General features: G+C 62.9%; 12 protein-coding genes. All 12 read right to left on the reverse strand.

Features of this window, described 5'->3' with window-relative positions; genetic code table 11:
• Positions 1 to 41: 41 nt before the first annotated feature.
• Complete coding sequence (gene hscA, locus EZJ19_RS01290; RefSeq protein WP_131444497.1) at positions 42 to 1907, reverse strand: Fe-S protein assembly chaperone HscA; 1866 nt, start codon at positions 1905 to 1907, stop codon at positions 42 to 44.
• 74 nt (positions 1908 to 1981) lie between these two features.
• Complete coding sequence (gene hscB / locus EZJ19_RS01295; RefSeq protein WP_131444498.1) at positions 1982 to 2512, reverse strand: Fe-S protein assembly co-chaperone HscB; 531 nt, start codon at positions 2510 to 2512, stop codon at positions 1982 to 1984.
• Between the two features lie 88 nt (positions 2513 to 2600).
• Positions 2601 to 2993 (reverse strand): iron-sulfur cluster assembly protein IscA, encoded by a 393-nt coding sequence (gene iscA, locus EZJ19_RS01300; protein ID WP_131444499.1) that lies wholly within the window; start codon positions 2991 to 2993, stop codon positions 2601 to 2603.
• A 1-nt stretch (position 2994) separates the two neighbouring features.
• Positions 2995 to 3417, reverse strand: coding sequence for a Fe-S cluster assembly scaffold IscU (gene iscU, locus EZJ19_RS01305; protein ID WP_131444500.1), 423 nt, complete (start codon positions 3415 to 3417; stop codon positions 2995 to 2997).
• 17 nt (positions 3418 to 3434) lie between these two features.
• A complete protein-coding gene (locus EZJ19_RS01310; RefSeq protein ID WP_131444501.1) occupies positions 3435 to 4646 on the reverse strand; it encodes an IscS subfamily cysteine desulfurase in 1212 nt (403 codons plus the stop codon).
• A 13-nt stretch (positions 4647 to 4659) separates the two neighbouring features.
• Positions 4660 to 5136, reverse strand: a complete 477-nt coding sequence (locus EZJ19_RS01315; protein WP_131444502.1) for a Fe-S cluster assembly transcription factor — start codon at positions 5134 to 5136, stop codon at positions 4660 to 4662.
• 60 nt (positions 5137 to 5196) lie between these two features.
• Entirely contained in the window at positions 5197 to 6000 is an 804-nt protein-coding gene (gene cysE / locus EZJ19_RS01320) for a serine O-acetyltransferase (protein WP_131444503.1), read from the reverse strand.
• A 553-nt stretch (positions 6001 to 6553) separates the two neighbouring features.
• The gene (locus tag EZJ19_RS01325; protein ID WP_131444504.1) at positions 6554 to 7855 is read right to left on the reverse strand and encodes a YeeE/YedE thiosulfate transporter family protein; all 1302 of its coding nucleotides are present in this window, start codon (positions 7853 to 7855) and stop codon (positions 6554 to 6556) included.
• A 55-nt stretch (positions 7856 to 7910) separates the two neighbouring features.
• Positions 7911 to 8456 (reverse strand): YeeE/YedE thiosulfate transporter family protein, encoded by a 546-nt coding sequence (locus tag EZJ19_RS01330; protein ID WP_206199273.1) that lies wholly within the window; start codon positions 8454 to 8456, stop codon positions 7911 to 7913.
• 36 nt (positions 8457 to 8492) lie between these two features.
• Positions 8493 to 11201, reverse strand: a complete 2709-nt coding sequence (locus EZJ19_RS01335) for a cytochrome b/b6 domain-containing protein (protein WP_131444505.1) — start codon at positions 11199 to 11201, stop codon at positions 8493 to 8495.
• Positions 11198 to 12649 (reverse strand): tetrathionate reductase family octaheme c-type cytochrome, encoded by a 1452-nt coding sequence (locus EZJ19_RS01340; protein ID WP_131444506.1) that lies wholly within the window; start codon positions 12647 to 12649, stop codon positions 11198 to 11200. The genes EZJ19_RS01335 and EZJ19_RS01340 overlap by 4 nt, the downstream gene beginning before the upstream one ends.
• 172 nt (positions 12650 to 12821) lie before the next feature.
• Positions 12822 to 13004 (reverse strand): hypothetical protein, encoded by a 183-nt coding sequence (locus EZJ19_RS01345; protein ID WP_131444507.1) that lies wholly within the window; start codon positions 13002 to 13004, stop codon positions 12822 to 12824.
• Positions 13005 to 13192 lie beyond the last annotated feature (188 nt).

Here is a 13192-nt window from a genome sequence, read left to right on the forward strand (position 1 = left end):
CTGCAGGCCGTGGATGAATTCGGGTTCGATATGACTCATCGTTACATTCCTATCTCGTCGATCTTGTGTCCAGCCAGCGCGCGCTTCACGCTGGCATCCATGCGGCGGGCGGCGAATTCGACCGTGCCGCGGTTCAAGGCCTCGGTGGCGCGCTTGATGGCGGCCTGGTCGCTGGTCTGCAACTGGCCGGACAGATTGGTTATCAGCGCCTCGACGGCGACACGTTCGTCGGCGGCCAACAGGCCGCCGTCCTCGGCCAGCGCCGCCATGGTGGCGTCGAGCAGGCGTTGGGCGTCGACCTGGAGTTCGGCCAACTGGCGCGCATCCACGTCCTCGCGGGCATGGGCGTAGGATTCTTGCAGCATGCGGGCGACCTCGTCGTCCGTCAAACCGTAGGACGGCTTCACCTCGATGTGGGCCTCGACCCCGGAACCGGTCTCCCGGGCGGTCACCGACAGGAGACCGTCGGCATCGACCTGGAAGGTCACCCGGATGCGGGCGGCACCGGCCACCATGGGCGGGATGCCGCGCAGGGTGAAGCGGGCCAGGCTGCGGCAGTCGGACACCAGCTCGCGCTCGCCCTGCAGGACGTGGACACTCATGGCCGTCTGGCCGTCCTTGTAGGTGGTGAAATCCTGCGCGCGTGCGACCGGGATGGTGCTGTTGCGCGGCACGATCTTCTCGACCAGACCGCCCATGGTCTCGATGCCCAGGCTGAGGGGCACCACGTCCAGCAGCAACCAGTCGTCCTCGCGCTTGTTGCCGGCCAGGACGTTGGCCTGGATGGCGGCGCCCAGGGCGACCACCTTGTCCGGGTCCAGGTTGGTCAGCGGCGTCTGGCCGAAGAACTCGCCCACGGCCGCCTGGATGCGCGGCACCCGGGTGGAGCCGCCCACCATGACCACGCCCTTGACCTCGGCGGCGCTCAGCCCGGCGTCGCGCAGGGCCTTGCGGCACGGCAGCAGGGTCTTGCTGACCAGGCTGGCGGTGAGTTCGTTGAACTTGGCTTCGCTGAGGCTGAGATCGATCAGCTGGCCGGTGGCCAGCACGGCGGTGATGCCGACTTCCGGGTGGTCGGTCAGGCGTTCCTTGGCCTCGCGCGCCTTCGCCATGAGCATGGCCTTGTCGTGGTCGCCGACCGTGTGCAGGCCGGCCTCCTCGAGCATCCAGCAATAGACGCGGCGATCGAAGTCGTCGCCGCCCAGGGCAGAGTCGCCGTTGGTGGCCAGGACCTCGAAGATGCCTTTGGTGAGCTTCAGGATGGAGATGTCGAAGGTGCCGCCGCCCAGGTCGTAGACCGCGTAGATCCCCTCGGAGGCGTTGTCGAGGCCGTAGGCGATGGCCGCCGCAGTCGGCTCGTTGAGCAGACGCAGGACGGTGAGACCGGCCAGGCGGGCGGCATCCTTGGTGGCCTGGCGCTGGGCGTCGTCGAAATAGGCCGGCACGGTGATCACGGCGCCGGTCAGATCGCCACCCAGGGCGTCCTCGCCGCGTTGCTTCAGCACCTTGAGGATCTCGGCGGACACCTCGACCGGGCTCTTCACGCCGGCCACGGTGCGAATCTGGACCATGCCCGGCGCATCGACGAAATGGTACGGCAGGGTGGCGGCGTCCGGGATGTCCTTGATGCCGCGGCCCATGAAACGCTTCACCGAGACAATGGTGTTGTACGGATCCTCACTGGCCCGTTTCTGTGCCTCGCAGCCGACCGTGGTGCTGCCGTCTGCATGGTAGCGAACCACGGAGGGCAGCAGTGGCCGTCCGTGCACGTCATTGAGCACCACGGCCATGCCGTTGCGGACGGTGGCGACCAGCGAGTTGGTGGTACCCAGGTCGATGCCCACCGCCAGGCGATGCTCGTGCGGTGCGGCGGACAGGCCGGGTTCGGCGATTTGCAGTAGGGCCATGCGTGTGTGATACGGGTAAGAAGTCGGGAGTGAGGAGTAAGGGCACCCCCTCACACCTCATTCCTGACGCCTCACTACTCCATTTCGTCGTAGGCGTGGCCGACGTCGGCCAGAAATTTTTCCAGAAAGCGGTATTGTCTCAGGACTTCGGCCGCGCCGGCGTAGTCCTGCCGGCCATCGAGCAGTTCGGCGACGTCGGCGAGCAGGCGTTCGGCTTCGTTCCGGGTCACCTTCTCGAGTCGCCCCAGGGCATCGTAGTCGGCGTTCGCCACCGCCTCGGCCAGGGCTTCCCGGCTTGCCATCTGGCGCTCGAGGAAGGCCATGGGCATGGGCGCGTGGCCGGGCGCCATGGCATCGATCCCGTGCATCAGGAGCAGATAGCAGGCCCGGGCGAAGGGATGCTTCAGAGCTTGGTAGGCCTCGTTGGCGCGGGTCGCCCATTGCACCGCGAGGCGCTGGTCGGCCTCGCCGGCATGCGCGAAACGGTCCGGGTGGATCTCGGTCTGGAGTTCGCGGTAGGCCCGGTCGAGCGCCTCCAGGTCGACGGCGAAGGCCGGCGTCAGACCGAAAAGGGCGAAATGGTTCTGGTTGAAATCGATGGCCATGGCAGGCAGCGGATGGCGGGCGTCCGGGCAAAGGTGGCGCCGCTCGCGCCCGCCACCCCCGTCTCGACCGTCACATCGCGCGCTCCGATCAGACGTTGAACGACTCGCCGCAGCCGCAGGCGTTCTTCACGTTCGGGTTGTTGAACTTGAAGCCCTCGTTGAGGCCCTCGCGGACGTAGTCCAGTTCGGTACCGGCCAGGTAGGACAGGCTCTTGGGATCGACGTAGACCGTGACGCCCAAGCACTCGAATTTGTGGTCCTCCGGGTCCTCGACGTCGGCGAATTCGAGCTTGTAGGCCATGCCCGAGCAACCGGAAGTACGCACGCCGAGCTTGATGCCCAGGCCCTTGCCGCGCCTGACGAGGAAGTTGCGGATGTGGTCGGCCGCGCGGGCGGACAGGGTGACGCCGGCGGCGACGTTGGCCGGGCCGGTGCCCAGCTCGGTGGGAGCGCCTTGCGGCGCGCTGCAGGTGGCGGCCATCTCAGTTCTCCTCGACCGGCTGGCAGGCGACGTATTCGCCGCCGGCACCGTGCTTCTGCTTGTAGTCGGCCACCGCCGCCTTGATGGCGTCCTCGGCCAGGATGGAGCAGTGGATCTTCACCGGCGGCAGGGCCAGTTCCTCGGCGATCTGGGTGTTCTTCAGGGCCATGGCCTCGTCCAGGGTCTTGCCCTTGACCCACTCGGTCACCAGGGAGGAGGAGGCAATCGCCGAACCGCAACCGTAGGTCTTGAACTTAGCGTCCTCGATGACACCCTGGTCATTGACCCTGATCTGCAGCTTCATGACGTCGCCGCAGGCGGGCGCACCGACCATGCCGGTGCCGATGTCGGCGGAATCCTTGTCGAACGACCCGACGTTGCGGGGGTTTTCGTAGTGGTCCAGGACCTTTTCGCTGTATGCCATATCGATACTCCGTAAATTCAGTGTGCCGCCCACTGCACCGTGTCGAGGTCGATGCCGTCCTTGTACATCTCCCACAGCGGCGACATTTCGCGCAGCTTGCCGATCTTCTCGTGCAACAGCTTGACCGCGTAGTCTATCTCTTCCTCGGTGGTGAAGCGGCCGATGGTGAAGCGGATCGAGCTGTGCGCCAGCTCGTCGTTGCGGCCCAGGGCCTTGAGCACGTAGGAAGGCTCCAGGCTGGCCGAGGTGCAGGCCGAACCGGACGACACGGCGAGGTCCTTGATCGCCATGATCAGCGACTCGCCTTCGACGAAGTTGAAACTGACGTTCAGGTTGCCGGCGATGCGCGACTCCATGTCGCCGTTCAGGTGCACCTCCTCGATGTCGGAGACGCCCTTGAACAGCTTGTCGCGCAGCATGCGGATGCGTTCGTTCTCGGCGTGCATCTCACGCTTGGCAATCGCGAAGGCCTCGCCCATGCCGACGATCTGGTGGGTGGGCAGGGTGCCGGAACGCATGCCGCGCTCATGGCCGCCGCCGTGCATCTGGGCTTCCAGGCGGACGCGCGGCTTGCGCCGGACGTAGAGCGCGCCGATGCCCTTGGGGCCATATACCTTGTGCCCGGAAAAGGACATCAGGTCGACTTTCAGCTTGGCCAGGTCGATGTCGACCTTGCCGGCCGCCTGGGCGGAATCGACGTGGAAGATCACGCCCTTGCTGCGGCAGATCTCGCCCAGCTGCGGGATGTCCTGGATGACGCCGATCTCGTTGTTGACGAACATTACCGAGGCCAGGATGGTGTCCGGCCGGATCGCCGCCTTGAATTCTTCGATGTCGATCAGGCCGTCTTCCTTGACCCCCAGATAGGTCACCTCGAAGCCCTGGCGTTCCAGTTCGCGGCAAGTGTCGAGCACGGCCTTGTGCTCGGTCTTCACGGTGATCAGGTGCTTGCCCTTGCCGGAATAGAAGTGTGCCGCACCCTTGAGCGCGAGGTTGTTCGACTCGGTCGCGCCGGAGGTCCAGATGATCTCCTTCGGGTCGGCATTGACCAGGGCAGCCACCTGCTCGCGCGCCTCTTCCACCGCCTTGTCCGCCTCCCAGCCGAAGGAGTGCGAACGCGAGGCCGGGTTGCCGAACTTCTCGGTCAGGTAGGGGATCATCTTGTCCGCCACCCGCGGGTCCACCGGCGTGGTCGCGGAATAGTCGAGATAGATCGGGGTCTTCACCATTTTCGCTGCTCCATCATGCAACGGCGACCTTGAGGTCGGCCGTGCCCATCACGCGGGACTTGTGTTTGTGCTGGGTATCCTGGCAGGCCATCTGCCCGGCCACCAACTGGGACAGGTTGACCGATTCCAGGTAGTTGTAGATATGGGCGGTCAGACCGGTCCACAACTCGTGCGTCATGCAAGGCTCGTCGCCGTGGCAATTGCCCAGGCCGCCGCACTGGGTGGCGTCGATCGGCTCGTCCACGGCGCGGATGATCGCCGCCACGGTGATCTCTTCCATGGGCTTGGCCAGGCAATAGCCGCCGCCCGGACCGCGCACGCTGTCGACGATACCCTGGCGGCGCAGGCGGCCGAACAACTGCTCCAGGTAGGACAGGGAAATCTTCTGGCGCTCGCTGATGCCGGCCAGGGTGACGGGGCCGCGCTGATGGCGCAGGCCCAGGTCGATCATGGCCGTAACGGCGAAACGCCCTTTCGTGGTTAGCCGCATTTTCCTTGCCTCGCTTTCAAATTTGATCCGGTGCCGACAATTGTCGATTGTTTTAGTCAACTAATCAACGATTTTGTTCAAGTAGTCCGGATCGAATCGGTCGGTGGGCTCGCGGCTCTCTTCGAGCGCGTAGCCGAGCCGCTTGAGCTCCGCGACGATCCACTCGATACGCTGGTCCGTGGTATTGGAATGGTCGATCAGACCGTGCAACGCCTTGACCATCGGGTCGTTCATATCGGCCCCGACACCGTAGGCCGAGAAGGCCAGCTTGCCGTCGGCCGGCTCCGCCGTCGCCGGTTCTTGCCCGCCCCGCGCCACCGGTGCCTCGGCCGCCTCCGCGGCCTTGTCCTTGTCGGCGTCCAGGATGCGGGCCGGGATGCCCACCGCCGTGGCGCCAGCCGGCACGTCCTTGACCACCACGGCGTTGGAGCCGACCTTGGCGCCGGCGCCCAGGGTGATCGGGCCGAGCACCTTGGCACCGGCACCGATGATCACGCCGGTTCCCAGGGTCGGGTGGCGCTTGCCCTTCTGCCAGGACGTGCCACCGAGGGTGACGCCGTGGTAAAGGGTGCAGTCGTCGCCCACCTCGGCGGTCTCGCCGATCACCACGCCCATGCCGTGGTCGATGAACACCCGTCGGCCGATGCAGGCACCCGGATGGATCTCGATGCCGGTCAGCCAGCGCGCGATGTGGCTGGACAGGCGCGCCAGCCACTTCAGCCGCCAATTCCAGAGGGCATGGGCGAAACGGTGCATGAGGATCGCATGCAGGCCGGGGTAGGTCGTGAGCACCTCGAAGAAGGTGCGCGCCGCCGGGTCGCGATCGAATACCACGCCTATGTCTTCGCGCAAGCGCTGGAACATCTAGGAAGCCATAAAGATATAAAGGATATTATTCTCGCAATTCCCGACTAGGCTAGTCAAATTTTGTTCTCGCCGGATCGCCGGGAAGCTGGTTGGGCCACTTAAAGTCGAAAACTCGACACAAGCCCTCTAGATACTCGCATGCCCGCTATGTGTCGAGGTCTGGCGGCACCGTTCGGGGCTGCAAGTTGGCCGGGGCCAACCTTGGGTAGGCGGGCTGCGTCGGTCCGCTATCCTACGGACAGCGCCCTTTCGTTGGCGAAGCACGGCCAACGGCAGCTTCATCCTCCGATGTCGGTCGGCAACCGCCTGACTCCGGCCGTCGGACTTTTCGTCGGAGGACTGACGGCCAGGTCCGACTTGACGGATCATACCGGGCGCAGACCCAACTATTACACCTCGGCCATACCCGACGGAACGACAGATCCGGAGGGATCCATGTGCTTCTCACCCGCCGGTTAGGACGGCGTCGTCAAGTCCGATACTCGGATGGCAGGTGACACGCCACACTTTGGTTTGGCTATGGGCATCACCTGCACCGGCACATAGACCTCTAGCCGCACCCCCCACCAGACTTGTCACGTTTGAGCTGCAGCACGATTCGTGGCTGGTAATCGAGTTCCTCGAACTTCATAGGACTCGGCGAGCAGGACGCGTAGCGGTCGCCGAGGGCTGCGGCAAAGACGTACCGCAACTGGTCGTCGCCAGCCGTCGCACTCGGATGTAGCCCGGCATCTTGCGTGCCAAATGTAGCGATCCAGTGATTGACCCCGCCATCCAGGATGTACACATTGGGCACCTTGTTGGCGACCAGAAGTTTCCATGCCTTGATCGCCGCTTGCTCATCGTTGCTGATGGCGATGAACACGGTGTTGGCCGCAGGCTCGGTCAACATGTCCGGGACGGCGGCGGCAAGTTGGTCCAGGGGGACATTGATGGCGTCGGCAAGGTGGTAGAGGTTGTAGTCGGCCTCGCTGCGCACGTCGAGGTAGACCGGCTTGATCTCCTGCTGATAGCGCACCTTGAAAGCCTCTGCCGGTGAGATGAACACCAGACGCTTGCTCAACATTTCATCGGCACTGTACACGTGGGGCAGGGTCTGAACCGTGCCGTCGGCTTGCGTGATTGCCTCGCTGCGCTTGAAGGTCAAACGCTGGTAGCGCCCCTCCAATGACGGACTGCCGATGGCCAGCACCGCCACCGCCATGCCCAGCAGGCCCACCGCCCCGACCTTGCGCAGCCTGGGCTCGCGGCTCTGGTCCTTACCGCCGACGATGCGCTCAAGTTGCTCGGCGCCCCAGAACATGAATAGCGCCATCACCACGAAGATCAGAACCAAAGTCGGTGCCGAGAGGCCGAACACCTGGTCCAGCGTCAGCCGGCCGTAGTGACCGGCGTCGTTGTACCAATGGTCGAAGTAGCCTTCGGTTTCGCCGAACAGGAACGCGCCGACGAATCCGCCCAGCATGAACATCATCCCGTCGATCTTGCCGGTGGAGGCCGCGGCCAGCGAAGTGGTCGGGCAAAAACCGCCGATGATGAAGCCGACCCCCATGATGAGACCACCCAGCACCCCCGAGCCGAGGTAGGTGGGATTGACCCAGACCTGGCTGAAATCGATCAGCCCGAGCCCCACGGCGCCGAACAGCAGCGTCATGGCCACCACGATCGCCGTGAACATGACCTTAAGAACCGTGAGCTCCTTGAAATAGAACTGCGCCGCCAATTTTCGCGAGTCGCCGAACCCCGCCGACTCCAGGGTGTAACCGAAGGCAACCCCGATGCCGCCAAAGACCACGTACGTCCACGGATGGGCGGAACTCACCGCCGAAAAGGCTTCCAGGGGGAAGGTCATGTCCTGCTCCTCAGTTGGTGCCCGGCCGGCAAGGTCGGCGCCAATTGCAGCGGCTTCATAGCCACAGCTTTCTCACGAAATACGCCAGCAGATAAGCGCTGGCAAAGATCGCCAGCATGATCGCCCATGACCCCGCCGCCAGCGTGGCGCCGCCCGACAAAGCCTGACCCGAGGTGCATCCGCGTGCCATCCGCGCGCCGTACAAGAAAATCATGCCCCCCAGAAAGGACATCAGCCAGCGCGTCGAGTTGGAGATGTGCGGGCCCTTGGTCGTGGTCAGCTTCAACCGGCCGTTGCGTGCGCCCGACATGAAGCTACCCATCAAGGCCCCTAGGAACACGGGCACGATCCAGTCGTCCAGCGGGTTCTTGTCGCCGCCGGCCATCTTCAGCAGATACGGCGTGTTGTCGACGTGCGTCGGGGCCACCAGATCGACGAGCAGTGCATCGATGCGGCTTGTCGCGCCAGAGGATCCCAGGCCATTGCCGGTCAACAGGAAGGCCGAAAACAGGACCACCCCGAGGACGGCCCCGGCGAAGTAAGGATGCAGGTAGGGTTTTTCCGGCCGGTTGAATAGTGATCTAAGCCATTGCATTGCCATCTCCAGTCTGCGAGTCAAAGCCGTGTTGCTGGCGTTTCAGCCATTGATAGGCTGATCATGATCTTCGACCTCTTCATAGCCCGTGACCATGCCGCGTATGGCCTCCAGCGGCGTTGCCCCAGTCGTCGTCAAATACACGTGGACGACGAGGAAAGCGCCAAACAGCCAGGCCACCAAGGCATGTATCGGCGCCAACAACGGCAAGCCGCCCAGCGCGACGGCCAGTTCCGGCGCGCGCTGAACACCCCACATCAGCGCGCCGGTGACGATCTGCAGCGGCAACAACACATTCAGGACGCCAAAATAGGTCAGCTTCTGAAGCGGATTCAACCGAGCATCCGGACGTTTCTCGAACGGGTGTGGTTCGCCCTTGAAGATGCCCGAAACGTAGTACTTGGCTTGCCGGATGGCGTCGTCGAAGAAGCCATAGGGCCGCGGGATGAATTCCTGCATGCGCTCGGTCGCCAGGTGGTAGAAGAGTGACAGTGCCGCATTGATCACGAGGATGGCCGCGAGGATGTTGTGCAGCGACACCACCCCGTCGAACGAGAACACAGCAAACAAGTCCGGGCGATGGATGATCAGGCCGGTCAACAGCAGAACGATGATGCTGATGGCCTGGAGCCAATGCCAGAAGCGGTGGTAGGCGTCGTACATGTAGATCCGATGGGTCGATTCATGGCCATGCGGACGCTTTCTGGACGCGAGATAACGCAATCCTCCATGGCCGATCACGCCCAACAGGGCACCCACGATTGCCAGCGCACCGAGGCCGTCGATCCAGTTGAGACGGTTGGCCCCGAAGACATACAGATGGTCGCGGGCCGACACGGGCTGATAGAACAGCACACCGTTGTCCTGCCGGATAAGATCGCCGGAGGCGCTGACGTTGTTGTTCGTATTGATCGCGGGCAAAACCGGGGCGAACCCCGCCAGTTGCATACCTTGGGTCAGGCGCGACCTGGCCGTATGGCAGTCCCGGCAGTCGTTGAGGGCGTCCTCGCCGCGGGTGACGTTGTGGTTGATGCTGAAGGGTTGAACCTGACCTTCCATGTGCACGTTCGGCAGTCCCAGCTTCGCGAAGCGCGCCTTCACCGCCGCTTCCTTCTGTGCCGAATCAACGCGCAACTCCGCGGAGCCGATGGCGCCGTCGTGATTGCTGTCGAACGCGGCCACGATGTCGGCGGCATAGGTGCCGCCCTCCAGATATGCAGCCTTCAGGTCCTGCAGACGTACCGGACGCTTATTGCCGTTGGCGTCGTCGTAGACCCAATAGAACGTGGTGATCAGGTTGTAGGGCGCGAGCAGGGAGGTGCCGTCCACGTTGGTCCGCTTCAGCAGCACCGGGTCGAAACCGGTCACCAATGAGCGAACGTCGTTGGGTGCGCCGTCTACGCCGCGGTAGCTTCGTTGCGGACCGCCATCGGTACCGACGACAGTCCAGTCGTAGGTCTGAATCGCAGGCGCATACATCTTGGGTATGTGACAGCTTTCACACGCGAGCACCGCCATGTGCTTCTCGACGTAGGGCAGCCAGGTCTGGTGGCTGACCCCGGCATCGTGACAGCTTTCGCAACGACGCATGGTGCCCTTGTATTCGGGCGCGACGTGACTCTGAGTACTCTGGCCGCGCGCGAAGTTGTGGTCGGGCCGCTGTAGATATTCGGTGATATCAAGGGCGCGCGGGTCATAACGCAAGTGCGCCGGCTTCTTGCCCTGGACATGGATGACGTGGGCCGGATTGTTCAGCGCGTGGTGGCAGTCCGTGCACTGCAACTGGCGCTCGGCGTGAATGTCCCAGGGTCGATGCAGTCCCGACTTGTCGGCCAGGTTGAGGCCTGAAGCGTTGATGCGTTGCGGCGCCACCACCTGCCCGGTTGTCGCCGTCTGCGGGTAGTCCAGATCGCCTGCGTTGATCTGCAAGGGCTTGTCGCTGGCAGAATGGGCCTCGCCATGGCAGGCGGCACAGTTGTCGTTTGTCGGGTCCTGGATAGCCAGCCTCTTGCCGTCGACCAGGCCTTCCGGGGTGAAGGCGGCCCGATTCCATGCCCACCCTTTGGCGTCCGCCTCGACCACATTCAGACCGGACAGGGTCGCCGTGTTGGCGTCGCCAAAGCGACCGGCGCGGATTGCCTCCTTGCGCGCCGCCAGATTGGGCTGCGCCAGGTGGCAGAGGAAGCAGTTCATTTCCATGGTCCCGGAAGCGGACCAGTCCCAGACAATGCGTTCGCCGGCCGCATCCAGCACCGACGTTTCCGGATCGTCGGCCTTCAACGCCAAAGACTGCAGCGGAAGTCCGGCGCGCGATGTCGTGGCCGGCCCGCCACCGACTACGCGGTCACCGTTGAGCATCAACCAGCCTGCCGTCGACAGATCCAGGCGTTCATCACCGGCCTGGCTCAGATACCGGTAGCGCAGCGGATCCCATTGACCGAACAGACCCGGGCTGGAATCCAAGGTTTTAGCAGACGGCGCGAAGGCGCCGAGGCCTAGGTCGACATGGAAGGCGTGCGAGGCGATGAACGCCGTATCGTGACATTGGCCGCATGTCTTCATGGTCGACACGGCGCGGCCACTCTTCAACACATTCACCGAGTCGACGTCGAGCAAGGCGAAATTCGGGTGCAGGCTCTTCATCGAAGGCGGCGTCGCAGTCGCCGTAACCGGCACGTCGGGGTTTGCCGCAGCAAGCAGGCTCGCACCCGCACACAGACCCAATATAAGCCCGCGAATCTTGGCATTCATGGCAACTTCCTCCCGCCCCACTTGACCGGGTCACCCGGGTAGCCCAAGGCGGTCCAATCCAATCGCCCCGGTTTTCCGGTGCTGGAATGGCAGTCATCGCATTGCAAGGCTGCGTCGGGGCTCTGCACCATGTGGGTGCTCGGGAAATACATATAGGTTTCGGTGAAGCCGTATTGGCCGCTGTACGCCAGCCCGGTGATCGGCACCGCGAGTTCGAAGGCCTGATTCCAGTCGAAGTTGGTCCAGAAGCCGTCCTTGCCGGAGGTCACCGGTTGCAGCAAGTAGCCATTCACCTTGTCGTACGGCTGCTTGGCGATATGCACCTTGAACGGGAATATTCGCGCTTTCGGATCCTTGATGCTGCCGGCGGGCCTGTTGATGTAGGTCGGGCCCTCGCGGTTGATCTGGTCGCCGAGCAGATAGCGATATTCGTTGTTTCCGTTGAACCATAGGTAAGTCGGCGTGATGTTCGAGTCGTAGCTGAAATCGCCTTTGATCTTCAGGTAGGTGTAGTGGTCCTCCTTGCGCCCATTCTGGCCCGCCGTCGACCAATCCCAGTACACCTTGGTCGGCTCTTCACGAGCCACGGCGGGAATGTGGCAGGTCTGGCAAGCCACTGTCTTGACGTGCGTGCTGATGCGTTCATCCTTGTGGATGGTGCCCTTGTGGCACTGTTCACAGGAGACTTGCTCGGCCGGATCGATCGTGTAGTTGTCGGCGAGCATGCGGCCGAGAATCTGATGCTTGCGGGTGACATGGCAGTCGCTGCACTTCATGTGCTGTTTACCGCCCATGTGCACGTCCAGAGCGCGGGCCGGGAAATACAGGCTCTCGTCAAGGTCACCGTGCTTGACGCCATTGCCACCGCCACCGTCGAAATGGCACTTGCCGCAGTTGTCGCGGGTGGTTGCGCGCACGCTCTTGGCGGCGGCCAGCAGGTTCACCTTTGGCGACGGATTGCCGAACAAGCCCTTCCCATAGCTTGCCGGGTCGGCGTGGCAGACCAGGCAATCGACGTTTTCGGGATTGACCTGTTGCGCCGCCTTGCCGGCTTCCCAGCCATAGCCGATGTGGCATGAATTGCACTTGTTCTCGTTGCCCTGCGAGCCGATGCAAAAGTTGTTAAGTTGGTTGATCTTGCCGATGGTGACCGGCCCTTTGCGCCAGGGCACCTCAAAGGCTTTTGAATGCCAAGTCCAGTGAGAGGTCTTCATCAACTCCGCGGCAGCGTCCTTGTGGCAGACCAGACAAGCGCGGGTGACGTCCTGTCCGGTCTTGAAGTCGCCCTTGACGATGTCGCGATGGTCGACATGCGCACTCTTGATCGGAATATTCGCCGCCGCGTCCTGTGACGGCTTCATCATCGGATGCTGATAGGCGTACGGAACCAGTATCAGCAAACCGATCGCGATCAGGCCAAGAATCCAGCGTGGAAATCGTATGTTCATCAGGAGGTTCCCTTGAGCGTCGCCACGAAACACCCTCCCCCATACACCATGGTCTTCGCCCCGCAGGGCGTCGATGGAGCCATGCAACAGGTATTGCCGATCATGTCGCCACACACATCGATCAAAGAACTCAACGGTGATTGTTATCCAAATATCCTGTTAGTACATTAGTTCATGCTTTTTTACTTTCTTGAATTTTTTTTCTGATTTTTCCCGGCCTAGCCGCCTGTTGGACTTGAACTTTCCAACGAGGGCACATCCGCATCAGTAACCGGACGTTGAACGATGCCGGCTCAGTGATCAACTTGGGGCGAAAGCTCGCATCCGCCTGGTTTGAAAAGCCGTCGTTGACCATGACTTTTCGATATACGGCCGCCGTCCCCGGCATTGCCGACCCAAACAGCCCAAGTATCGAAGGTCAGGCCGAACAGCGGATTTCGGTGTTCGACGATGTCGTTTCTGGTCACTGTCTCCTTGAAGCCCTTCCCCCTGCCGGCCACCGCGCGCAAAGCCTCCGACCAGATCGATCGGCCGGTTTTCGAC

The sequence above is a fragment of the Parasulfuritortus cantonensis genome (assembly GCF_004337445.1).
GTDB classification, from domain to species: Bacteria; Pseudomonadota; Gammaproteobacteria; order Burkholderiales; family Thiobacillaceae; genus Parasulfuritortus; species Parasulfuritortus cantonensis.

Excerpts from the sequence above, each read along its gene's own strand:
- iscU (WP_131444500.1), bottom strand. The coding sequence starts at position 3,417 with ATGGCATACAGCGAAAAGGTCCTGGACCACTACGAAAACCCCCGCAAC.
- iscA (WP_131444499.1), bottom strand. The coding sequence starts at position 2,993 with ATGGCCGCCACCTGCAGCGCGCCGCAAGGCGCTCCCACCGAGCTGGGC.
- EZJ19_RS01325 (WP_131444504.1), bottom strand. The coding sequence starts at position 7,855 with ATGACCTTCCCCCTGGAAGCCTTTTCGGCGGTGAGTTCCGCCCATCCG.
- EZJ19_RS01340 (WP_131444506.1), bottom strand. The coding sequence starts at position 12,649 with ATGAACATACGATTTCCACGCTGGATTCTTGGCCTGATCGCGATCGGT.
- hscB (WP_131444498.1), bottom strand. The coding sequence starts at position 2,512 with ATGGCCATCGATTTCAACCAGAACCATTTCGCCCTTTTCGGTCTGACG.
- cysE (WP_131444503.1), bottom strand. The coding sequence starts at position 6,000 with ATGTTCCAGCGCTTGCGCGAAGACATAGGCGTGGTATTCGATCGCGAC.
- EZJ19_RS01310 (WP_131444501.1), bottom strand. The coding sequence starts at position 4,646 with ATGGTGAAGACCCCGATCTATCTCGACTATTCCGCGACCACGCCGGTG.
- EZJ19_RS01345 (WP_131444507.1), bottom strand. The coding sequence starts at position 13,004 with ATGGTCAACGACGGCTTTTCAAACCAGGCGGATGCGAGCTTTCGCCCC.
- hscA (WP_131444497.1), bottom strand. The coding sequence starts at position 1,907 with ATGGCCCTACTGCAAATCGCCGAACCCGGCCTGTCCGCCGCACCGCAC.
- EZJ19_RS01335 (WP_131444505.1), bottom strand. The coding sequence starts at position 11,201 with ATGAATGCCAAGATTCGCGGGCTTATATTGGGTCTGTGTGCGGGTGCG.
- EZJ19_RS01330 (WP_206199273.1), bottom strand. The coding sequence starts at position 8,456 with ATGGCAATGCAATGGCTTAGATCACTATTCAACCGGCCGGAAAAACCC.
- EZJ19_RS01315 (WP_131444502.1), bottom strand. The coding sequence starts at position 5,136 with ATGCGGCTAACCACGAAAGGGCGTTTCGCCGTTACGGCCATGATCGAC.